This window comes from Caloramator sp. Dgby_cultured_2 (assembly GCF_028872215.1).
Taxonomy (GTDB): Bacteria; Bacillota; Clostridia; order Clostridiales; family Caloramatoraceae; genus Caloramator; species Caloramator australicus.
In genome coordinates, this window is sequence record NZ_CP118396.1 from 1526354 (window position 1) to 1547531 (window position 21178).

Genomic DNA, 21178 nt, shown 5'->3' on the forward strand with positions numbered 1-21178 from the left:
CTTTCTTTGAAATGCAAAAAGAGGCCATAGTATTTATGGCCTCTTTGCCTCCATCATAGCACTTCGTTGTGCTATCCTATTCATTTTTAAAATCAAATAATATCTTTGTTCCGAATTCATTTGACTCAATATTAAAATGCCCAAATAATTTATCATTAACTATGCTTTTAACAATACTTAATCCTAAACTTCCGTTTCTAACTTTATTAATATCAAAACCCTTGCCATTATCAACAATAGATATTGTAGAATACATAATTCCCTTTTTATAGTTACCTCTATTTTCCCATCCTCTTTTCCTTCAAAAGCATGTTCTAATGAATTTTGAAGTATTTCATTAACAACTAAAGCAATAGAAGTGGCCTTATCTGAATCAATATTAAAACTATCACCATTTATAAAAACCTTTATATTCTCGTTTGGTGAAAGACTATAATTAAGTGTGCTCTCTGCAATTTTACTAATTATTGTCTTAATATCAACCTCATCAACTCCATTTTGGGCTAAAATCTCATGAGTTACAGATATACTAAGTATTCTATTTATACTCTCATTAAATGATTTTTTAGCATTTTCGTCTTGTATCCTTCTTGACTGCAGCCTTAACAGACTTGCTATTGTTTGTAAGTTATTCTTTACTCTATGATGAATTTCCCTTATAGCAACTGATTTTAATATTAATTCTTTTTCCTTCTCTTTTACCTCTGTTATATCTCTTATTAGCATTATGAATCCATCTAATTTCTTTTTTTCCTTTTAACTAAATACTTAACTTGAAATGTTAATTTGCCTACATTTACTTCTCCTATATTGAAAAAATTTTCGGTTATAATTTTATCTATACTACTCCCATCCAGAACTAAATTTTCAAAATGCATTCCAACTATTCTATCTTTATAACCTAATTTATTATATAATTCTTCTGCAACAGGATTTGCATATATTGCCCTACCCTCTTCATTGAACATAACAATAGCATCATTAAGATGATATGTAAGGGCATGTTCATTGTCAGTTAAAGAAAATAAAGTTTCGGTTAATTGCTCTGCAGTTTCTGCTAACATTTGCATCTGTTTATTTTGATTTACCACTTCAGTCGCATCTTGTTCCATAATCAAAGCACCAATCGTCTCATTGCTTTTATTTTTTATGGGGACTACATTTTGCTTAACTGTAATATTTTCCTGAGTAATGGCCTTTAAATCCCTTGTGCTAACACCAATTTGTAATGTTCTAAGGGCAGCCGGTTCATTTTTCTGTAGAGCAAGTTGTCCTATAACAGAATATTTATACATAGACTGTGAATTTCTTGGTTTGGCTTCAGCAACCACTATAGCAATATTAGGATCCCTTGTTAGGCAATCTATAAATACATCTGCTCTAACAAGATCTGCTATAAGTGGTAATATATTTGATATGTTTTCTAAAATTCGAATATCATCTTCCTCAAGATTTGTATGTAATCTACATAATTCCCTTAACATAATTTCACCTTTCATTTAGTAAAATTGTTTCTGCAATTTTTCTCATTGAACATCTTTTATCCATACTTATTTTTCTCATTAAATTATATGCTTCTTCTTCAGATATCTTTTCTTTTTCATCAATATCCCCTTTGCCTTTTCTATTATTTTTCTTGCTTCTAAATTTTCCTTGGCTTTTTTATTTCTTTTTTCATATTATGAATTTCTAGTCCTTTATGTAGCGCAATTTCTATTGTATTAATTAAAGTCTTTTCATCAACAGGCTTTACCAAATAAGCCATTACACCTGATTCTTTTGCTCTTTCAACAAACTCACTACTACTGTAAGCAGTTAAAAGAACAACAGCCTTTGCTAATTCTTCTGTTATTATTATTTTTGATGCTTTTATTCCATCAAGTAGTGGCATCTTTACATCCATCAAAACCAAATCAGGTCTTAGTTTCCTACAAATCTCAACTGCATCTAATCCATCAGAAGCTTCTCCAATTACTTCAAAACCAGATTCATTTAGTAACTCATTTAAGTCTAATCTGGTTATAGGTTCGTCATCAACAATAACTATGGTTTTTTTCATCATCTCTCCTCCTTTATAAAAGGAGATTTTTTATATCATCAATTCCAATTTGTTTTAATGAACTAATATAAAATATCTCCTTAACACCTGCTCTTTTTAAGCACTCCTCTGCAAATTTTACATTACAGTTCTTTATATCTATCTTAGTAACTATACCTATTATTCTTTTATTAAAAATATATGCAAAGTTAGGCGGATAAATGCAATCTTCTTGGGTTGCATCTTGCAAAAATGCTATTATATCGCAATTTACTGCTTCTGAAATTATAGCTCTTATGTAATTTCTATTTTCAATATATTCACCAGGGGTGTCTAATATGCATTTATGGTATTCAAAAGCTTGTGTCTTTTTATAAAAAATTCGTTTTGTAATAATGCTTGAACTAGTGTTGTCTTGCCACACCCACTTTTCCCTATAAGCATAATTTTTTCATATTTTCCTCCTACGATCTAGTAATTTTCGCCGTAGAAAAATTTAATACGTTTTCCATTGTTTCAATTACCTTTTTCAATGCAGCTTCTATACTTGAAATGTCACCTATTAAAACTAGCGACCCACTGAATCTGTCTAAAAGCCAATTTCAACACCTGAAGACTTTGTAGCTATATCAGCTGCAATAATTGATGCTTCACTTGGGGTTATAGTTAATATTCCAATAGCATTTTTATTATCATCTAGTCCCAGCTTTTGATATATACTCCTTTGAGGATTTGCAATGATATGGGCAAGAGTTATTTGCTTTCCTGGAACATATTCTTGAATAATTCTCAATTTGTCTTCAGCCAAAGTATCACTTCCACTCTTACTAATTTTTATTACATGTCTATTCACAGTAAATTTAAAATATGAATAAAAACACCTTCTCGGAAGTAACTATCTACATCCGAAAAGGTGTCAAAATTGCATGTTGATTTAATCATATAAAAACAGCCTGCAATTTGCAGGCTGTTTATGGAGGCGGCACCCGGATTTGAACCGGGGATGAAGGTTTTGCAGACCTCTGCCTTACCACTTGGCTATGCCGCCATATTAAGTTGGAGCGGGAAACGGGACTCGAACCCGCGACTTTCACCTTGGCAAGGTGACGCTCTACCAACTGAGCTATTCCCGCATGGTGGCCAGAGCCGGAATCGAACCAGCGACACGGGGATTTTCAGTCCCCTGCTCTACCTACTGAGCTATCTGGCCATGGCGACCCAGAAGGGGCTCGAACCCTCGACCTCCGGCGTGACAGGCCGGCACTCTAACCAACTGAGCTACTGGGCCGCGTGGTGGGCACCACAGGGCTCGAACCTGTGACCCTCTGCTTGTAAGGCAGATGCTCTCCCAGCTGAGCTAGGCGCCCACATCGCATATTCATTATAGCATCTTTGATTTACCTTGTCAACACCTCATCAGCGGCGCTGACATGTTATATAATATATTATTTTTTCACCCTTGTCAACACCTTTTTATAAGTTTTCTATCATATTTTTTATTTCTTCCTTTTCAAATACATATTTAGTATTGCAGAAATGGCACTGAAGCTCTATCCTGTCTTCCTCTTCATATAGTCTATTTAATTCTTCTCTGCCAAGGGCTATAAGGGCCCTTTCTACCCTCTCCCTTGAACAATCGCATTCATACTTACACTCTATCTTTTCATAAATCTTAAGGTCCATATCATCAAAAAGCATGTTTAAAATATCTTCACCGCTTTTCCCTCTGCAATAAGTTGTGATAAAGGAGGTATTTCCTGTAACCTAAAGGTTATTATGTCAGCTAAAAACTCATTCGCTCCAGGCATCATTTGAACTATAAGCCCACCTGCTGCTTTTATAGAAATATCAGTATCTACCAAAACCCCAAGGGCTACTGCTGATGGAACCTGTTCTGACACAGTAAAATAGTAGGCAATATCATCCCCTATTTCACCAGTTCTTATCGGAACTTGCCCAACATAGGGTTCTCTAAGTCCTAGATCTTTAACTACATTTAAAAACCCGTTCCTACCAACAGCTCCTCCAACATCAAGCTTTCCCTTTTCATTAAGAGGAAGATCAATCTCTGGGTGGGAAACATAGGCCTTAACATTTCCCTTAGAATTAGACACGGCAACTAAATTTCCCAAGGGGCCTCCCCCATTCATAGTAAGGGTAAGAGTATCCTTTTCTCCCTTTAACATAACCCCCATCATGGAAGCTGCTGTAATAAATCTTCCAAGTGCAGCTGATGCTGTAGGGGAAAGATTATGTATTTTTCTTGCTTCTTCCACCATGTCTGTTGTTATGGCTACAAAAAGCCTTACATCTCCATTTGCTGCTGTTGCTCTTAATATATATGCCATAAAATTCCCTCCTATTTTATTACTACAAACGTAATTCGTTCAGACGTTTCCTTATCTTTGTTAAAGGAATAATTTTCATAGGTTTCAACATCCTTAAATCCAACACCCTTTAGTAAATTAATCATTTCATCCTTCGAATAGGCCCTTTGGACATGATGTTCATCTATCCTTCTGTAGAGTTTTCCTTCTTTAACAAACATTGTTATATACATATCTATTATATTTTCATCAACATAATTGTCCCAAATATATGAATAATCCTCTTCATTATACGTAAACGTATTGTTACCTATCAAGTTTTTTAGTTTATATTCGGAACTTATATCAAATATAAATAATCCATCATCCTTTAAAAGATTATAGACCTTTTTTAAAACATTGAAAAGTTCCTCATCCTCAATTAAATAATTAAATCCATCACAAAAGGAAAATACAAAATCAAATTTTTTGTCTATGTCTAATTCCGTCATATCCTCATTAATAAAAATTACTCCTTTACTTTTCACCTTGTTTCTTGCAATGTTGAGCATTTCCTCAGATATATCAACGGCAACCACTTTCATTCCTAAGTTTGAAAGTCTCAAAGTCATGTTGCCCGTTCCACATCCAAGTTCTAGAGCAGTTTTATCGATAAAATCAATATCATATCTTTTAAATAGCGATTCTAAAAACTCAATCCAATTGTCATAATCTACATCCATCATTTTATCATAATAAAAGGCAAGATCTTTATATTGCATCCTCTTCCCACCTTTAAATCTGGAATCCTTTTAGTTTATTTTATGATATAATAATTTTATATTATAAAATATTAATTGTCCATTTTAATTTAAAGGGGGATCAAAATGCTTTATCCATTGTTTTTGAGCCGGTTTATAAAAGTATTATTTGGGGTGGAAGAAAGTTTGAAACTTATTTTAAAAGAAATATTCCAAAGGGTAATGTTGCCGAGAGCTGGGAGATTTGCTGTCATAAAAATGGAATGAGCATAATAAAAAATGGTCCTTTAAAGGGAAAAGCATTAGATGAAGTAATTAAGCTCTATGGTAAGGAAATTCTTGGTAAAAAATACGATAGTTTTCCTCTTCTTATAAAGCTTATCGATGCCAACGATAAATTATCCATACAAGTTCATCCGGATGATGATTACTCTAAAAGAGTTGAAAATCAGCTTGGAAAAACAGAAATGTGGTATGTTATAGACGCTAAAGAAGATGCAAAACTTGTTTACGGGCTTAAGAAGGGGACAACTAAAGAAAGTTTAAAAAAGCATTAGAAGAAAATACTGTTGAAGAGATTTTAAACTTTGTTCCTGTGGAAAAGGGCGACATAATTTTTATACCTTCAGGAACAGTTCATGCAATTTTAGATGGACTTTTACTGGCAGAAATCCAGCAAAACAGCGACATAACCTATAGACTTTACGATTGGAATAGAGTTGATAAGGACGGAAAAAAGAGAATTGCATATAGATAAAGCCTTAGATGTTATAGATTATGATTTTGAAGGAAAAGTATTAAAACCAATTTTCATAGAACTTGATGGTTACAACATAGCAAAGGCAGTAAGCTGCAAATACTTTAATGTAGATATAATTAATGTAAAGGAAGAATTCAAAGACAAACCAAATAACTCCTTTATAATCTTTACTACAATCGAAGGTGAAGGAAAATTAATATATGATAGAGATTATGAAATAAAAATGGGGGATAGTTTTCTAATTCCTGCCTCCCTAGGTGAATTTAAAATAAAGGGTAATTTAACATTACTTAAGACAACAGCATAGCTATTCGTTCCATTTTCGTCCTGCATCCTTGTTAAGCTTTGTCATAATTCCACCTATTCTTCCTGTTTCTTCTGCGGTTAAACCGCTCCAACCGTATTTTTTTACTTTATCTAAAAGTCCTAATTCCTCAGCAATTTCATATTTTAATTTTTCTCTTTCCTTTTCCTTTGGAGTAAGTTCCTTTTTGGATTTTAGCTTTGCCTTTACTACCTTCTTAAAAGGTGTAGCCATAAAAACACCTCCCTAGTTTTATTATTACAGGGAGGTGTTTTTTATTCATTAATATAAATGACAAGCTACATAATGTCCTGGGCTAACCTCTTTAAGCTGTGGATTTAGTTCTCCGCAGATTGGCTTTGCATGTTTGCATCTTGCTTTGAATCTACATCCAACAGGCGGATTTATTGGGCTTGGAACTTCTCCTTCAAGCATAATTCTTTGACGCTTTTTTCAACTTCTGGGTCTGGTATCGGTATTGCTGATAAAAGCGCCTGAGTATATGGATGCAAAGGATTCTTGTAAAGTTCAAAGCTTTCTGCCAGCTCAACATTTACACCAAGATACATAACCGCAACCCTATCTGAAATATGCTTAACCATCGCAAGGTCGTGGGCAATGAAAAGGTAAGTCAAGCCAAGTTCCCTTTGAAATTTTATAAGCATATTTACAATCTGAGCTTGGATTGAAACATCAAGAGCTGATATAGGCTCGTCACAAACTATAAATTTAGGTTCTACCGCAAGGGCTCTTGCGATACCTATTCTTTGTCTTTGCCCACCCGAAAACTCGTGTGGGAAACGGTTAGCATGTTCCTTGTTAAGTCCAACCATTCTTAAAAGTTCATAAACCCTTTCTAATCTTTCTTTTCCAGTGTATATTCCATGAATATCTATTCCTTCTGCTATAATATCCCCAACAGTCATTCTTGGATTTAATGAGGCATATGGGTCCTGGAAAATAATTTGTGCCTCTTTAGTATATTCCTTTTCTCTCTTCCTGAGAGCTTATGAACATTTTTTCCTTCAAATAAAACTTCACCATCAGTTGGGCTATATATTCCAAGTATAGTTCTTCCTGCTGTGGTTTTACCACAACCGGATTCTCCTACCATACCTAATGTTTCACCTTTTCTAATGTATAAATTCAAATCGTCAACTGCCTTTAAGATGGCATTTTTCCCTACTCTAAAATATTTTTTCAAATTTTTAACTTCAACTAATACCTCATCTGAAACTTGACCTTTTTGTTCAGTTATTCTTACTTCTGACATTATAATACACCTCCTCTACCAACAGGAATGTCCACTTTTGGAGCATACTCATGATGTAACCAGCAAGCTGCTTCATGAGTTTCGCTAATCTTTGTAACTGGTGGTGGAACTTCATCACAAATTTGCATTCTGTATTGACATCTTGATGCAAATGGACATCCCTTAGGCGGTGCTATAAGGTCTGGTGGAGTTCCTTGTATTGATATTAAGTCCTCCTTCTTTTCTGAGTCAAGTCTTGGAACTGCCCTTAAAAGAGCCCATGTATATGGATGCTGTGGATTATAGAATAATTCCTCTGCGTTTCCTCTTTCAACTATTTGTCCTGCATACATAACTATCAATTTTTGTGCTATATCTGCAACAACGCCAAGATCATGAGTAATAAGAATTATTGATGTTCCAAGCTTCTTTTGAAGCTCCTTCATAAGGTCGATTATTTGTGCCTGGATAGTAACATCAAGGGCTGTTGTTGGCTCATCAGCAATAAGTATTTTAGGATTACATGCAAGCGCTATGGCTATCATTGCTCTTTGTCTCATACCACCTGAAAATTGGTGTGGATATTGGTTTGCTCTGCTTTCTGCGTTTGGTATATTAACCATTTCCAGCATCTTTACTGCTTCTTTAAAAGCTTCCTTCTTTGACATACCCCTATGGATCATAAGGCTTTCTGCAATCTGCAAACCTACCTTCATAGTAGGATTTAAAGATGTCATTGGGTCCTGGAAGATCATACTAACTTCAGCACCTCTATATTGTTGCCATTCCTTTTTGAAAACTCTAAAATATTTTTCCCCTGGAATAATATTTCGCTTCCCTTTTGATCTCCCCTGGAGGCGTCTGAATGAGCCCCATTATAGCCTTTGAAGTAACTGTCTTTCCACAACCTGATTCGCCTACTATTGCTAAGGATTCACCCTTATCAAGGGTAAAGGATACTCCTCTTACTGATTGAACTTCCCCTGCGTATGTATGATATGAAACTCTTAAATTTCTTACTTCAAGCAATCTTTCCATGGCACAACCTCCTTTATTGACGTAGTCTTGGGTCTAGAGCATCTCTTAGACCATCACCAAGTAAGTTAAATGCAAGCATTGTTAAGCTTATCGCTGCTGCTGGGAATATTAACTGATATGGATAAAAATCCATGTTTTGCTGGCCAAATGCAGCCATTGCACCCCAGCTTGTGTTTGGAGGTTGCACTCCAAGACCTATAAAGCTCAAGAAAGCTTCTGCAAAAATGTATGAAGGTATATTAAGGGACATATAAACAATTATTATACCTATAGTATTTGGAATAAGATGTTTTATGATTATTCTTGCAGGATCAGCACCAAGGGCTTGAGCTGCAAGAACGTATTCAGATTCCTTAAGCTGCAATATCTGTCCTCTTACAATTCTTGCAATACCTGTCCAACCTGTTAAAACAAGGGCAAGTATTAGGGAGAATAATCCCTTTTCAAATACTATTGATATCAATATAACAACTATAAGGTATGGAATTCCTACGATAACTTCAACAATTCTCATCATAACATCATCAACTAATCCTCCAAGATATCCGGAAATTCCACCATATAGTGCACCTACAACTGTGCAGATAAATGTTGCAATTAAACCTATTGCTATAGATACACGTCCGCCCTTCCATAATCTAACAAAAATATCTCTTCCAAGCTGATCAAGCCCAAACCAGTGTTCCTTAGTAGGCGGAGTATTTGCAAGCTCAATAAATTGCTCTTCAAATCCATAAGGTCTTAAATAAGGACCTACTATACACATCAATATTATCACTAGCAAAAGATACATGGAAAACATTGCAACCTTATTCATCTTAAGTCTTCTCCATGCATCCTGCCAATAGGTTATATTAGGCCTCATTATCGCATCGGCATTTTGGCCTTCACATCCTAATATTTGAAACTTTTCCTTGTTGAGTTCAAGCATATTATCCCCCTATCTCTTTTCACCAGTTACTCTAATTCTTGGGTCAATTACACCATAAAGAATATCTACTATAAGCAGGGATAGAATAAATAAGAATGCAAAGAATACTGTAGTTGCCATAATCATTGTATAATCTCTTGCGTTTATACTTGCAACATAGTATTCACCAAGTCCAGGTATAGCAAATATTCTTTCTATAACAAAGGTTCCTGTGATGATACCTGCAATCTGAGGCCCTAATATTGTTATAATTGGCAATATAGCATTTCTTAAAATATGTTTCCAAACTATCTGAACATTAGGCACTCCCTTTGCTCTTGCTGTCATTATATAGTCCTGGTTAATAACATCTAATACTGATGATTTCATATATCTTGAGTATATCGCAATACTACCTAATGACAATGCAAATGTAGGTAATACTGTGTATCGCCATCCCGAGAACCAAACATTTTCAGAAGGCCATCCAACTATTGGGAAGAATCCCCCTGCTAAATACTTCTGAATAAGGGCTGCAACGACGAAGCTCGGGACAGAAACACCTACTAAGGCTATAAAGATTACAAGATAATCTATCCATGTATTTTTGTAAAAGGCAGCTAAAATACCCAAAATAAGACCTATAATTAATCCAAAAATACAGCTTGAAGTCCAAGTCTTGCTGACGCTGGGAACCTATCTTTTATGATATTATTTGCAGTTTCTCCTGGGAATTCTATGGATTCACCAAGATCTCCGTGTAGTAGATTTTTTAAGTAAATAAGGTATCTAATATGAACTGGTTTATCTAGTCCATATCTTCTTCTCAAGTTTTCTTGAATTTGAGGTGGAAGCTGCTTTGCCTTATTCCTTATTGGGTCACCAGGCAAAGTATTCATAAGAAAAAGGTAGCTGTAATGATTACCCACATGGTTAACACCATGTATCCAATTCTTCTTAAAAGATACCTTGTCATTTTTCATCCCCCTTTAATATTTTTTTAGTTATTATTAAATAAAAACTTTAAAATCCCCCTTCTAATTTGAATAAATATATTTAAAAAATATTTTTGACGTTTAAAACTACGTTTTTTAAAAATTTATAATTTAATTTCTTTTTCGACAATTAATATTAAAAAAATTAATATTTCACATTTCGACATTTTCCTTGCCATTTTTCTTCGTTTTTGAATTTAATTATATCTAAATCTTGCAAATGTATAATAACATCATTTAAAGTCATTGTCAATTTTTCCTATGGATAAATTTTAAAGATATCTTAATTTTTATTAATTATATGGTATAATACATCTAATAAATATTTTTTTCATAGATTATTATTGAATATATTTAAGGAGGGATTACCATGCCAAAGGTTGCGGTAGTTGGTGCCACCGGAATGGTTGGTAGAATGATGTTAAGGGTTTTAGACGAGAGAAATTTCCCCATCGATGAACTTTATCTTTTTGCTTCGGCAAAATCAGCAGGAAGTGAAATAGAATTCAAAGGAAAAAAATATATAGTTGAGGAATTAAAGGAGGATTCCTTTGATAGAGGAATAGATATTGCTCTTTTTCAGCTGGTGCCTCAACAAGTTTAAAATTTGCAAAAATTGCTGCATCAAAGGGATGTGTTGTAATAGATAATAGCTCAGCATGGAGGATGCACGATGACGTTCCACTTGTTGTTCCTGAAGTAAATCCAGAAGATATAAATTGGCATAAAGGAATAATAGCAAATCCTAACTGTTCCACGATCCAAGCGGTTGTTGCATTAAAGCCCCTAGATTTAAAATACAAAATTAAAAGAATAGTTTATTCAACATATCAAGCAGTTTCAGGTGCAGGTCAGGGAGGATATGAGGATCTTCAAAATGGTATAAAAGGGATTGCACCTAAAAAATTTATTCATCCAATCGCATTCAACGTTATCCCCCACATAGATGTTTTTATGGATAACGGTTACACAAAGGAAGAAATGAAAATGATTGAAGAAACAAAAAAGATAATGCACAGACCTGATCTTAAAATTACTGCAACTACAGTTAGGGTGCCTGTTTACCACGGCCACAGTGAGTCTATAAATGTCGAGTTTGAAAATGATTTTAATTTAGAAGAAGTTAAAGAAATACTTAAAAATAGTAAAGGCGTTGTATTAATGGATGATCCTTTAAACAATATCTATCCAATGCCGATTTTAGCGGAAGGAAAGAATGAAGTATTTGTTGGAAGATTAAGAAGGGATTTTAGCGTAGAACATGGTCTTAATATGTGGGTTGTTGCTGATAACATAAGAAAAGGTGCGGCAACTAATGCTGTTCAGATTGCTGAACTTCTTGTAAATAACTAATTGTAACCTAGAACATTTTGTGCATATAATAATATTAAATATATTTTTAGAGAGGATGGTTTGTATGACTCTTTTCAAGGGTTCAGGGGTTGCTATAGTAACTCCATTTAAGGAGGATGGCGTTGACTTTAAAAAGCTTGAGGAGCTTATTGAATGGCATATTGAAGAAAAACAGATGCAATAATAGTATGCGGAACTACCGGCGAAGCATCAACAATGAGTGAACAAGAAAGAAAGGAAACTATAAAGTTTACAGTAGATGTTGTTAAGGGAAGAATCCCTGTTATTGCAGGAACAGGTTCTAACAATACTAAGGCTGCTGTTGAAATGTCAAAATGGGCTGATTCTATCGGCGTTGATGGCCTTTTAGTTATCACACCATATTATAACAAGACAACCCAAAGGGGAGCTATCGAACACTTTAAAGCAATAGCATCTCAAGTTAAAAAGCCGATAATTATCTACAACGTCCCATCAAGAACTGGGTTTAATATACTACCTGAAACTCTCTACGAACTATCAAAAATAGAAAATATAGTAGCTGTAAAGGAAGCAAGCGGCAATATAACTCAAGTTGCAGAAATTGCTCAGCTCTGTGGCGATAATTTAGACATATATTCAGGCAACGATGATCAAGTTGTTCCAATGATGGCACTTGGTGCAAAGGGAGTTATTTCTGTTGTTGCCAACATCCTTCCAAGGGATACCCACGATATGTGCGAAAAATGGTTTAATGGTGACATAGAAGGTTCAAAACAACTTCAATTAAAGATGCTCCCACTTATTAAAGCTCTCTTTATAGAAACAAATCCAATTCCTGTTAAGGCTGCAATGAACCTTATGGGAATGAATGTTGGAACATTAAGGCTTCCACTTGTTGAAATGTCTCCAAAGAACCTTGAAATACTAAAGCAGGAAATGATCAAATACGGAATTAAGTTATAGAGGTGAAGATATGAAGGTTTTATTACATGGTTGTAATGGTAAGATGGGTCAGGTATTGACAAGGATAATATCTCAAATGGAGGATATGAAGATCATTTGTGGTGTTGATAGGGAACCTAATAAAATAAAAAATCCTTATCCTGTTTATGACTCCTTATCAAAGGTTCAGGAAGATGTTGATGTTTTAATAGATTTTTCAAACCACTTGGCCTTAGATTCTATTTTAGAGTTTGGACTTAATAAAAATGTTCCCCTTGTAATATGCACAACAGGTTTTTCTCCTGAAGAAAAAGAAAAGATGAAGAAGGCTTCTGAAAAAATTCCAATATTAAACTCAGCAAATATGTCTATTGGAATTAACCTTATAACTAATCTTTTGAAAAACATCGCTCCAATACTTTATGGAGATTTTGACATTGAAATCATCGAAAAGCATCACAATCAAAAGCTTGATTCACCAAGCGGAACTGCTCTTATGCTTGCAGATGCTATAAATTCATCCCTTCAAAATAGCTTAGAATATGTTTACGGCAGGCATTCTAAAACTGATAAAAGAAAAAAGGAGGAACTTGGAATCCATGCAATAAGGGGCGGTGCTATAGTTGGCGAACATTCTGTTATTTTTGCAGGCGCAGGAGAGGTTATTGAAATAAACCACTCTGCACTATCAAGGGATGTGTTTGCCTATGGTGCTATAAGGGCTGCAAAATTCTTAGTAGGAAAAAGCCTAATTTTTATACAATGAATGATGTATTAAAATAAATGAAAAGCTCACCTTAAGGTGGGCTTTTTAAATAGGAGGAAGATACAATGGAAGAGCTTTTAAATAAAAGGATAAAAAATATCCATATTTCAGGTATAAGAAGATTTTATAATCTCGTATCACAATATAAGGATGCTATAAATCTAACTATAGGTCAGCCGGATTTTGAAACTCCAACCCATGTAAAGGATGCTGCAAAGATTGCCTTAGATAATAACAAAACGGTTTATACCCATAATGCTGGAATTTTAGAACTTAGAAGAGCAGTTTCAAATTATTACAAAAAGTATGGTATAGAATACAATCCTGACGATGAAATTATTATAACAAGCGGCGGTAGCGAAGCAATTTACATTGCCCTAAACACCATCCTTGACGAAAATTCTGAAGTAATCCTCCCAGGACCGATTTATCCAGGTTATGAGCCAGTTATAAAACTTTGCGGTGCAAAGCCTGTTTTTATTGATACTACCAATCATTATTTTAAGTTAAAAGCAGAACTTATTAAAAAGCATTTAACCGAAAGAACAAGATGCATAATAATTCCTTCTCCCTCAAATCCTACGGGGATTATGTTAAATAAAGCTGAGCTTTATGAAATTGCAAAATTAGTAAAGGATAAAGATATATTTATCCTATCTGACGAGATATATAGCGAGCTTACATATGATTTTGAACATGTATCCATTGCAAGCTTTAGGGAGGTCTTTGATAAGACTATTGTGGTTAACGGCCTTTCAAAGTCCCATTCCATGACAGGTTTTAGAATAGGCTATACCCTTGCTCCTAAATATATATCTAAGGAAATGATCAAGCTTCATCAATATATAAACTCCTGTGCCTCATCCATTAGCCAATATGCGGCATTAGAGGCACTTACCAATGGCCCTTTGGATCCGATTTCTATGAGGGAGGAATATAAAAAAGGCGGGATTTTGTTTATGAAAGACTTTTAGATATAGGATTTGATGTTGTAAAACCAAACGGTGCCTTTTACTTTTTCCCATCGATTAAAAAATTTGGTTTATCATCTTTAGAATTTGCAACAAAACTTCTGGAGGATAAAAGGGTTGCAGTAGTTCCAGGTGATGCCTTTTCACCATTAGGGGAAGGATTTATAAGGATCTCCTTTGCAAGTTCTATGGAAACTCTAAAGGAAGGGTTAAATAGGATTGAAGATTTTATAAATAGGTTATAATATCTTTAATTGGTAAAAGTATGGCCATCTTTTCAGATGGCCACTTTTAACTAGCATGGGCAGAATGGGAAGCTTGGGAATTCTGCATAATGTGCAACAACCTTAACAACATAGGTTTTGCTTCTACAAAGATCTTCATCAGGGAATACAAAGCAGAATTCATCTATTGTTACATCTTTACATCCTGTTCCTGGAACAACAATTTGGCAAGCTTTGAATCCCCTTGTATAAAAGGTTCCATCAACTGGTTCACAAACCAATACACCAACGTTTATTTTTCTATTACAACATACATTTTTAAGCCTTACCCTTACCTTCAAAAATCTTCCTTCACACTTTAAATCATAAGGACCTACAGTATAATCTATTACATCTTCACATGGCTTAAAGGTAATGTTTTGACTTCCATTGCAGCAGCATTCACATCCTACTCCAGTTGAGGATTGGCTGCAAACTTCACAATTTACTTCCTCATTTAGCAATCTTTCCTTTTGATTGTTCATCAACTCACCCCCTAATTCATTTATGTAGTCTTTAGTAAACTAATTCATTATACTTCTTAAAAAAGAGATAAAATACAGAAAATAATTACTCTTCTACCCTTTACCCCATCGAAAAAATTTTTTATTTAAATGTAAATCTATATCAACTTCCTTTATTTGTTCAAAGGAATCATATTTTACTTCAACATTTTTTTCATGATCTCCACCTCTTTTATTTTCTAATATATTTTATGCAATAATGTCTAATATTGTCACAAAAAGGACTGCGTTAGCAGTCCCTTTTATATAATAAACATTGCAAATATAGTTGTAACAACAAGCCCTATAACAACAGGGATCAAATTCTTTCTTGCAAGATCAAAGGGGCTAACCTTACAAATTGCTGCAACTGGGATAACAGCCCAAGGAATTAACGTTCCTCCACCTACCCAAATAGCTGCCTGTTGACCAAGGGCAGTTAATGTGGCGGTGCCACTTCCTAATGCTGTTCCAAATATTTTGGCAACAGTCCCGGCAAGGCTTATTCCCGAAAATCCTGAACCATCAAGCCCGGTTATAGCACCAACGGTTGTTAGGGATGCAGCACTAAGAACCCTGTTTACTGGAACTATCTGAGATAGAGCAAGTCCTAAATCATTTACAAGCCCAGTTGAATTTTTAGGAAGAAATTCCCCAATAATCTTTAAAAATCCTTCATCTCCCAAATAGAAAAATGCTGCAATCGGTATTACAGGGCCAAATACTTTAAATCCAAATTGTAACCCTTCGATCAAGTAATTTATAACCTCATCAATCGCTTTTGTTTTTGATGAGAAAAGAAGTATTAATATAAGGATAAACAGAGCCGTTCCTCCAATTAAAGCCGTTGCGTCCCCACCTTGAAGTTTGTAGGCTTGCATTATAACTATATCTAATGCAAAAACTATAGGAATTAAAACTGCAAATAGTTTTCTATAATATAGTGAAAGCGGGGACTCCTTTTTTATATTATCCTCTTTAATTTGTTCTTCAACCTTTAATATTCCTCTTTTCATGTCTTTTTAATTAAAATGAAGGCTGTAACAGTGGTAACAAGTCCCATTACAATTGTGAGGGGAATGCTTGCCCTTATAACCTCAGCCACTTCAATTCCAGCACCACCTGCAGTAAGTTTTGGTGCACCTTGAATTACAAAGGTCGCTTGAAAGGGCAATTCCATGTCCGAATAGGTTCATAGCCATTGCTACAGCAAGGGCCGGAAGTCCAGCTTTAATTGCAACCGGTGCAAATATAGCTCCAATTAAAGCAACTGCCGGTGATGGCCAGAAAAACCAGGAAATAATCATCATTACAAGACCTATTATCCAGTAGGCTAAGCTTGGTGTTTTAATTAATTTTAAAAAGGTCTTACCATTTCTTGATTTATACCCGTTTTTTCTAGAACACTTCCCATACCAACGATTATGGAAATAATCAAAATTGTTCCTAAAAGCTCCTTGATTGCATAGGCTAATCCATTAAAAACAGCCATAATCGATTGATAAACTGAACCTGTGGCAACTAACCCTAAAACAAAAATTCCAATGATGCATATTAAACTCGTATCCTTCTTATAAACCATAAAGGCAATTACAAGTAAAATAAAGATAAGGTAAATATAATGTAGAGCTGTGATTTGTAGCATAAAGCTCCCTTCAAAAATTGCTTGTTAATATTACAATATTCACTTTTTCAATTTAGGTTACAATAATATTAAAATTCAATTCCTTTTCTTGCGGGAACTCCCTTTTCAAAATAATGTTTTATTTCTTTCATTTCAGTAACCAAATCAGCAATTTCCATGATTTCCTTTGGAACATTTCTGCCAGTTAAAATAATTTCCATATCTTCAGGCTTAGATTTTAAAAATTCTACAACTTCTTCAACTGATAAAAGCTTGTTATGTAATACCCCCATAATCTCATCCAATATTAAAACGTCGCATTCTTTATTTTTCAATACCTTTTTACAAAACTCAAAGGCTTCTTCTATTTCCTTTTTAATTCTACCTTTTCTTCATCGCTTAGCGTCCAAAAAAGCCCCTTTTCTTTTCAAATCTAAATATTTTAAAATATGGATCTAATTTTTCTATACTTTTTAATTCACCTGTTTCCGATCCCTTTAAAAACTGCACCATGTAAACCCTAAGTTCATTTCCTGCTGCCCTAACTCCCTGCCCAATTGCTGCAGTAGTTTTACCTTTTCCATCGCCTGTATAAACCTGAATACATCCCTTAGTAAGCTTACCCATATTATTACCCCTTTCAATAATAATTCAATTATAATTATAGCATAAATTGTAATAATCTCCTTCTATTAATTGACAAAAATAATTATTAAATGATATATTATTAAGCAAAGTCATAGTAAACTTTAAATTAAAGGTAGAGGTGATAAAGTTGGAACAAAGGCAATATGATTTAACTGATCCATATGAAATAGCAAGATACATAAAGGAAGCTAAAAAGACAACTCCTGTTAAGGTTTATGTAGATGGAAACCTTGAAGGGTTAAGCCCTGAAAATATCGAAATTTACGGCAAAGATAATTTTTATATATTATTTGGTGAAAACGATGTTGTGGAAAAATTTTTAGAAGAGAATAAAGATAAAATTAAAAAATATAGAATTGAATGGGATAGAAGAAATTCAGCAATCCCGATGATGGACATAAGACATGTTAATGCAAGGATTGAACCTGGAGCAATAATAAGAGAAGGAGTTACAATCGGAGATCATGCTGTTATAATGATGGGAGCTGTTATAAATATAGGTGCTGAAATCGGGGAAAATTCAATGATCGACATGAATGCTGTAATAGGTGCAAGGGGTAAAATTGGTAAAAATGTTCATGTTGGTGCAGGTGCAGTAATAGCAGGTGTGTTAGAACCTCCAAGCAAAGATCCTGTTATAATTGAGGATGATGTTCTAATAGGGGCAAACGCTGTAATCTTAGAAGGAGTTAAAGTTGGAAAAGGTTCAGTTGTTGCTGCAGGCTCAGTTGTAACCCACGATGTTGAAAGCGGAGTTGTTGTAGCTGGAGTTCCTGCGAAGGTTATAAAAAGGGTTGACGACAAAACAAAGGAAAAAACAAAGCTATTAGACGATTTAAGGAAGTAGTCAATGCTACTTCCTTTATTCATCCTCTACCTTTTCAAGTTTTGAAATTGAAACTTCATAGGCAATCCTTTTACTATGTTGTCATCTGATAGTTTCTTTTCATATTCCCTGCTCTGCATTCTGCCCCAAATCTTCACATGGGTCCCTACTTCGAACTTGCTAGAAAATCTGGCATTCCTACCCCATGCAATAGCAGGAACATAATCGGATTTGTTGTATGCCCTATTTACAGCTATCAATATGTCGGTAATTTCCCTCCCAAGGGGAGTTGTTCTATAAACAGGCTGCTTGCATATGTAACCATCGAGGCTTATTTCATTAGGCTTGTCTGAAATTGTATCAATCCTTTTTATATCCCTTGCAAAGATGGTAAGAAGGAGTCTACTTGCCCCGTCAACCACTCTATTATAGGATCTTATCTGACCCTCTATAGAAATTAAATTTCCCTGGGACATATCAAGGTTGGCTATAAGCCTCTCCGATACAGTAACCGGCAAAACGTCAACAGTTTGGCTTAATCTTGGAACTTCAATGAAAAAGTTGTAAAAGCCCTCACCATACATTTCATGGCTAAAGGTTAGAGGTGAAACTATTTTCCCCTCAACATAGGCTTTGTTTGTCAAAAATAAATTTTGCATCCCCATCCCTCTCCCTTCGTGTTTTATATCTAAAATATAAATATTCAAATTCCAAAAACATTATTACTAAATAATTCCAAAAATCATCAAACAAGTTAAAGCAGCAAGATAATAATAAACATCATGGTATTTGCCTATAACTTCATAAGGCTTTTCAAAGGGTTGAATAAGGTCTCCATTGATATTTACAATAGCCCTTTGCAGGCAAAAGCTAAAGCAAAGGCAAGTTAGATCATCTATACTTGTTGCTGTAACTGTTGATTTATCGTTAAGACCATAGGATATGACATAGATATTTGAATGATTAAGATTTATAGGAAAATTAAAATCTGAATTGAATATATAATAACCTTCTTCCTTTATATTTTCCACAACCTCTGCTATCTTATCATTTAAATCTTCCATTGCATCAAAGCCAAGATTAATAATCACATCAAATTTTATTTTGGATATCCTATCTTCTATTAAATCCTCCCTTGATATGGCAATAAGAACATATTCAACTTCTTTAAATAATATTTTTTCAAAAGCCTCATTAGAATTGTCGTGGGTTCCTATGCATACAACTTCTTTGCCATGTTCTTTAAGTTCCTCATAAATAATTTCTAAAACTTTAGACTTGCCTCTGCTTCCTAATATTCCAATAACTAGCATTGCATCACCCCGTTTTATCTTCTGTTATTTATTTTGTCTAATTCTTCGTTAGTTATTCTTAATGGGTTTCTGCCTCCCTGTATGATCAATATAATAATTTTCCTTATAAATAAGCTCCGATACAGTTACAAATTCATATCCTTTTCTTTTTAGCTCCTTTAAAATTCCGTCTAAAACCTTAGGAGTTTGCTTGGCGTAATTATGGAAAAGTATTATAGAGCCATTTGTAACCCTACTAACAACCCTACTATATATAACATCTTCACCTGGATCCTTCCAGTCGATTGAATCCACATCCCATTGTATGCAGAAATGGCCTGTTTCCTTTACCGTTTTTACCACCAGGCTATTATAATCTCCAAAGGGAGGTCTAAAAAGATTAGTCCCTTTCCCTGTAATCCTCTTTATTTTGTCGCTGGTTTTAAATATCTCCTCCTTCATTTTATCCGGGGTTATCTGAGAAAAATGAGGATGAGTAGTTGAATGATTCCCTATTTCATGTCCCTTTTCAAAAATCTTTTTAACCGTCTCAGGATATTTATCCACCCAACTTCCTACTAAGAAAAATGTAGCCCTTACTCCATTTTTTTCTAATATATCTAATATTTCATCTGTATATTCATTTCCCCAAGCTGCATCAAAGGTTATTGCAATCTTTTTTCATCAGTTTCCACACAGTAAATTGGGAGTTCCCTTTGAGTATTCAAAAACACATTTAAAAGTTCATACCTCCCTGTTGCAGCATAAAGAATGGAAAATAAAAAAATAAACATAACTATCATTGATTTTGCTAATGATTTTTTGAAATAACTACAACCTTCACCCGATTCCCTCCAAAATTTTATTACAATAAATATTTATTATTTTTACACAAAAATATTATATGCAGGCATAAAAATATGCCTGCACCAGAAATATAATAATTATCTTTTTTTGTAAAAACTAATTATAGGTCAATTAAAAGGAGGGGTTTTGTATGACCATGCGAAGAGCTAGATTTACAAATCTGTTTGGTCACCAAACTGAATTTGCATCTGAAAACCTCCTAGGTCAGGATAGGCACTATCATAGAGAAGCCAAATCCCAAAAAGCTCCAATTAAAAAGTGCTCACAAGCATGGGACTAGAAAAACTACAAAATCCCTATAAAGGATAAATTGACCTAAAGTGCGGCAAAGGCCGCACTTTTTTAACTAATAACCAGAAATTTCTTGTATATTCGACCCAAAATTACACAAATTATTAATAAGATACATTCTTATTCATCACCCCCATAAGGAAACAATATTACATATTCTAAAAAGGAGGTTATAAAATGGCAGCAGGACAAGAATATCATGGAAGAAGCCAACTGGTTCCTGAGGTTCACAAGGCTCTTGATAATATGAAGTATGAAATCGCATCAGAACTTGGAATACCTGTATATCAAGGTTCTGAAGATTATTGGGGCAACATTTCATCTAGAGATTGTGGTAGAGTCGGAGGAACCATAGTTAAAAGATTAATTGCAATGGCTGAAAAGGAAATATTAAACGGAAAAATGCCGGATAAAATATGATCTTAAAGCTCCCGAAAGGGAGCATTTTTATTGAAAATTTATATTAAATGCTGTTATAATATAAAA

General features: G+C 34.3%; 17 protein-coding genes, 5 tRNA genes and 12 pseudogenes. 10 read left to right on the forward strand and 24 right to left on the reverse strand.

Annotated features, from left to right (window positions below):
• Positions 1–183 precede the first annotated feature (183 nt).
• The 13 genes and pseudogenes from PWK10_RS10430 to PWK10_RS10490 all read right to left on the reverse strand — a co-directional run bounded on the left by PWK10_RS10430 (position 184) and on the right by PWK10_RS10490 (position 5126).
• Positions 184–726, reverse strand: a complete 543-nt coding sequence (locus tag PWK10_RS10430) for a sensor histidine kinase (protein ID WP_274765995.1) — start codon at positions 724–726, stop codon at positions 184–186.
• Between the two features lie 11 nt (positions 727–737).
• Entirely contained in the window at positions 738–1484 is a 747-nt protein-coding gene (locus tag PWK10_RS10435) for a histidine kinase N-terminal domain-containing protein (RefSeq protein WP_274765996.1), read from the reverse strand.
• A gap of 4 nt (positions 1485–1488) precedes the next feature.
• Positions 1489–1604, reverse strand: a pseudogene (locus tag PWK10_RS19875) (ANTAR domain-containing protein).
• 38 nt (positions 1605–1642) lie between these two features.
• Positions 1643–2059 (reverse strand): response regulator, encoded by a 417-nt coding sequence (locus PWK10_RS10440; RefSeq protein WP_342455498.1) that lies wholly within the window; start codon positions 2057–2059, stop codon positions 1643–1645.
• Between the two features lie 13 nt (positions 2060–2072).
• Positions 2073–2482, reverse strand: a pseudogene (locus tag PWK10_RS10445) (EutP/PduV family microcompartment system protein).
• Between the two features lie 20 nt (positions 2483–2502).
• Positions 2503–2846: pseudogene (locus PWK10_RS10455) on the reverse strand (BMC domain-containing protein).
• 166 nt (positions 2847–3012) lie between these two features.
• Positions 3013–3086: transfer RNA gene (locus PWK10_RS10460), tRNA-Cys, on the reverse strand.
• Between the two features lie 9 nt (positions 3087–3095).
• A tRNA-Gly gene (locus tag PWK10_RS10465) sits at positions 3096–3171 on the reverse strand.
• A 1-nt stretch (position 3172) separates the two neighbouring features.
• Positions 3173–3248 (reverse strand) — tRNA-Phe (locus tag PWK10_RS10470).
• Between the two features lies 1 nt (position 3249).
• Positions 3250–3326: transfer RNA gene (locus tag PWK10_RS10475), tRNA-Asp, on the reverse strand.
• 3 nt (positions 3327–3329) lie between these two features.
• Positions 3330–3405: transfer RNA gene (locus PWK10_RS10480), tRNA-Val, on the reverse strand.
• A gap of 106 nt (positions 3406–3511) precedes the next feature.
• Positions 3512–4386, reverse strand: a pseudogene (gene hslO, locus PWK10_RS10485) (Hsp33 family molecular chaperone HslO).
• Positions 4387–4397: 11 nt separating this feature from the next.
• A complete protein-coding gene (locus tag PWK10_RS10490; protein WP_274765998.1) occupies positions 4398–5126 on the reverse strand; it encodes a class I SAM-dependent DNA methyltransferase in 729 nt (242 codons plus the stop codon).
• Positions 5127–5272: 146 nt separating this feature from the next.
• Between PWK10_RS10490 and PWK10_RS19880 the strand changes: the two genes are divergently transcribed.
• Genes PWK10_RS19880 through PWK10_RS19890 form a run of 3 tightly spaced genes read left to right on the forward strand, consistent with a single transcriptional unit; the run spans position 5273 to position 6172 of the window.
• Positions 5273–5662: a type I phosphomannose isomerase catalytic subunit gene (locus PWK10_RS19880; RefSeq protein WP_446715370.1), complete on the forward strand. Its 390-nt coding sequence runs from the start codon at positions 5273–5275 to the stop codon at positions 5660–5662.
• A 38-nt stretch (positions 5663–5700) separates the two neighbouring features.
• Positions 5701–5862 carry a hypothetical protein gene (locus tag PWK10_RS19885; protein ID WP_446715245.1) on the forward strand — a complete coding sequence of 54 codons (162 nt, stop codon included), beginning with the start codon at positions 5701–5703 and terminating at the stop codon, positions 5860–5862.
• Entirely contained in the window at positions 5849–6172 is a 324-nt protein-coding gene (locus PWK10_RS19890; protein ID WP_446715246.1) for a hypothetical protein, read from the forward strand. Before PWK10_RS19885 ends, PWK10_RS19890 begins: the two co-directional genes overlap by 14 nt.
• Here the strand turns inward: PWK10_RS19890 and PWK10_RS10500 are convergent, their stop codons facing one another.
• The 5 genes and pseudogenes from PWK10_RS10500 to PWK10_RS10520 form a co-directional block, all read right to left on the reverse strand.
• Positions 6173–6403, reverse strand: coding sequence for a small, acid-soluble spore protein, alpha/beta type (locus PWK10_RS10500; RefSeq protein ID WP_008907851.1), 231 nt, complete (start codon positions 6401–6403; stop codon positions 6173–6175).
• A gap of 48 nt (positions 6404–6451) precedes the next feature.
• Positions 6452–7442, reverse strand: a pseudogene (locus tag PWK10_RS10505) (ABC transporter ATP-binding protein).
• Positions 7442–8459, reverse strand: a pseudogene (locus tag PWK10_RS10510) (ABC transporter ATP-binding protein). The pseudogenes PWK10_RS10505 and PWK10_RS10510 overlap by 1 nt, the downstream one beginning before the upstream one ends.
• 13 nt (positions 8460–8472) lie before the next feature.
• Positions 8473–9390 (reverse strand): ABC transporter permease, encoded by a 918-nt coding sequence (locus PWK10_RS10515; protein WP_008907848.1) that lies wholly within the window; start codon positions 9388–9390, stop codon positions 8473–8475.
• A 9-nt stretch (positions 9391–9399) separates the two neighbouring features.
• A pseudogene (locus PWK10_RS10520) lies at positions 9400–10345 on the reverse strand (ABC transporter permease).
• A 389-nt stretch (positions 10346–10734) separates the two neighbouring features.
• On the opposite strand from PWK10_RS10520, the pseudogene PWK10_RS10525 reads away from it, so the two are divergent.
• The 5 genes and pseudogenes from PWK10_RS10525 (at position 10735) to PWK10_RS10545 (ending at position 14623) form a co-directional block, all read left to right on the forward strand.
• Positions 10735–11717: pseudogene (locus PWK10_RS10525) on the forward strand (aspartate-semialdehyde dehydrogenase).
• A gap of 64 nt (positions 11718–11781) precedes the next feature.
• Positions 11782–12662 (forward strand): annotated as a pseudogene (dapA, locus tag PWK10_RS10530) (4-hydroxy-tetrahydrodipicolinate synthase).
• Between the two features lie 10 nt (positions 12663–12672).
• Complete coding sequence (gene dapB, locus PWK10_RS10535) at positions 12673–13407, forward strand: 4-hydroxy-tetrahydrodipicolinate reductase (RefSeq protein ID WP_446715247.1); 735 nt, start codon at positions 12673–12675, stop codon at positions 13405–13407.
• 65 nt (positions 13408–13472) lie between these two features.
• The gene (locus PWK10_RS10540; protein ID WP_274765999.1) at positions 13473–14381 is read left to right on the forward strand and encodes an aminotransferase class I/II-fold pyridoxal phosphate-dependent enzyme; all 909 of its coding nucleotides are present in this window, start codon (positions 13473–13475) and stop codon (positions 14379–14381) included.
• A gap of 2 nt (positions 14382–14383) precedes the next feature.
• On the forward strand, positions 14384–14623 hold the full coding sequence (locus PWK10_RS10545) for an aminotransferase class I/II-fold pyridoxal phosphate-dependent enzyme (RefSeq protein ID WP_274768232.1): 240 nt from the start codon (positions 14384–14386) through the stop codon (positions 14621–14623).
• A gap of 50 nt (positions 14624–14673) precedes the next feature.
• Here the strand turns inward: PWK10_RS10545 and PWK10_RS10550 are convergent, their stop codons facing one another.
• The 3 genes and pseudogenes from PWK10_RS10550 to PWK10_RS10560 all read right to left on the reverse strand — a co-directional run bounded on the left by PWK10_RS10550 (position 14674) and on the right by PWK10_RS10560 (position 17395).
• Entirely contained in the window at positions 14674–15126 is a 453-nt protein-coding gene (locus PWK10_RS10550; RefSeq protein WP_274766000.1) for a hypothetical protein, read from the reverse strand.
• Between the two features lie 281 nt (positions 15127–15407).
• A pseudogene (locus tag PWK10_RS10555) lies at positions 15408–16789 on the reverse strand (hypothetical protein).
• A gap of 68 nt (positions 16790–16857) precedes the next feature.
• Positions 16858–17395: pseudogene (locus PWK10_RS10560) on the reverse strand (cob(I)yrinic acid a,c-diamide adenosyltransferase).
• A 148-nt stretch (positions 17396–17543) separates the two neighbouring features.
• Between PWK10_RS10560 and dapD the strand changes: the two are divergent.
• Complete coding sequence (dapD, locus tag PWK10_RS10565) at positions 17544–18263, forward strand: 2,3,4,5-tetrahydropyridine-2,6-dicarboxylate N-acetyltransferase (RefSeq protein WP_274766001.1); 720 nt, start codon at positions 17544–17546, stop codon at positions 18261–18263.
• Between the two features lie 15 nt (positions 18264–18278).
• Here the strand turns inward: dapD and PWK10_RS10570 are convergent.
• From PWK10_RS10570 to pdaB, 3 genes and pseudogenes are all read right to left on the reverse strand, one after another.
• Positions 18279–18901, reverse strand: a pseudogene (locus PWK10_RS10570) (single-stranded DNA-binding protein).
• A gap of 66 nt (positions 18902–18967) precedes the next feature.
• Positions 18968–19555, reverse strand: coding sequence for a Mur ligase family protein (locus PWK10_RS10575; protein WP_008907835.1), 588 nt, complete (start codon positions 19553–19555; stop codon positions 18968–18970).
• 48 nt (positions 19556–19603) lie between these two features.
• Positions 19604–20209, reverse strand: a complete 606-nt coding sequence (pdaB, locus tag PWK10_RS10580) for a polysaccharide deacetylase family sporulation protein PdaB (RefSeq protein ID WP_342455772.1) — start codon at positions 20207–20209, stop codon at positions 19604–19606.
• A 660-nt stretch (positions 20210–20869) separates the two neighbouring features.
• On the opposite strand from pdaB, the gene PWK10_RS10585 reads away from it, so the two are divergent.
• On the forward strand, positions 20870–21112 hold the full coding sequence (locus PWK10_RS10585; RefSeq protein WP_008907833.1) for an alpha/beta-type small acid-soluble spore protein: 243 nt from the start codon (positions 20870–20872) through the stop codon (positions 21110–21112).
• The last annotated feature ends 66 nt before the right edge of the window (positions 21113–21178 follow it).

Bases quoted from the DNA above. Each gene is read 5' to 3' on its own strand.
- PWK10_RS10430 (WP_274765995.1), bottom strand. From the start codon at position 726: ATGCTAATAAGAGATATAACAGAGGTAAAAGAGAAGGAAAAAGAATTA.
- PWK10_RS10435 (WP_274765996.1), bottom strand. From the start codon at position 1,484: ATGTTAAGGGAATTATGTAGATTACATACAAATCTTGAGGAAGATGAT.
- PWK10_RS10440 (WP_342455498.1), bottom strand. From the start codon at position 2,059: ATGAAAAAAACCATAGTTATTGTTGATGACGAACCTATAACCAGATTA.
- PWK10_RS10490 (WP_274765998.1), bottom strand. From the start codon at position 5,126: ATGCAATATAAAGATCTTGCCTTTTATTATGATAAAATGATGGATGTA.
- PWK10_RS10500 (WP_008907851.1), bottom strand. From the start codon at position 6,403: ATGGCTACACCTTTTAAGAAGGTAGTAAAGGCAAAGCTAAAATCCAAA.
- PWK10_RS10515 (WP_008907848.1), bottom strand. From the start codon at position 9,390: ATGCTTGAACTCAACAAGGAAAAGTTTCAAATATTAGGATGTGAAGGC.
- dapB (WP_446715247.1), top strand. From the start codon at position 12,673: ATGAAGGTTTTATTACATGGTTGTAATGGTAAGATGGGTCAGGTATTG.
- PWK10_RS10540 (WP_274765999.1), top strand. From the start codon at position 13,473: ATGGAAGAGCTTTTAAATAAAAGGATAAAAAATATCCATATTTCAGGT.
- PWK10_RS10550 (WP_274766000.1), bottom strand. From the start codon at position 15,126: ATGAACAATCAAAAGGAAAGATTGCTAAATGAGGAAGTAAATTGTGAA.
- PWK10_RS10575 (WP_008907835.1), bottom strand. From the start codon at position 19,555: ATGCTAGTTATTGGAATATTAGGAAGCAGAGGCAAGTCTAAAGTTTTA.
- PWK10_RS10585 (WP_008907833.1), top strand. From the start codon at position 20,870: ATGGCAGCAGGACAAGAATATCATGGAAGAAGCCAACTGGTTCCTGAG.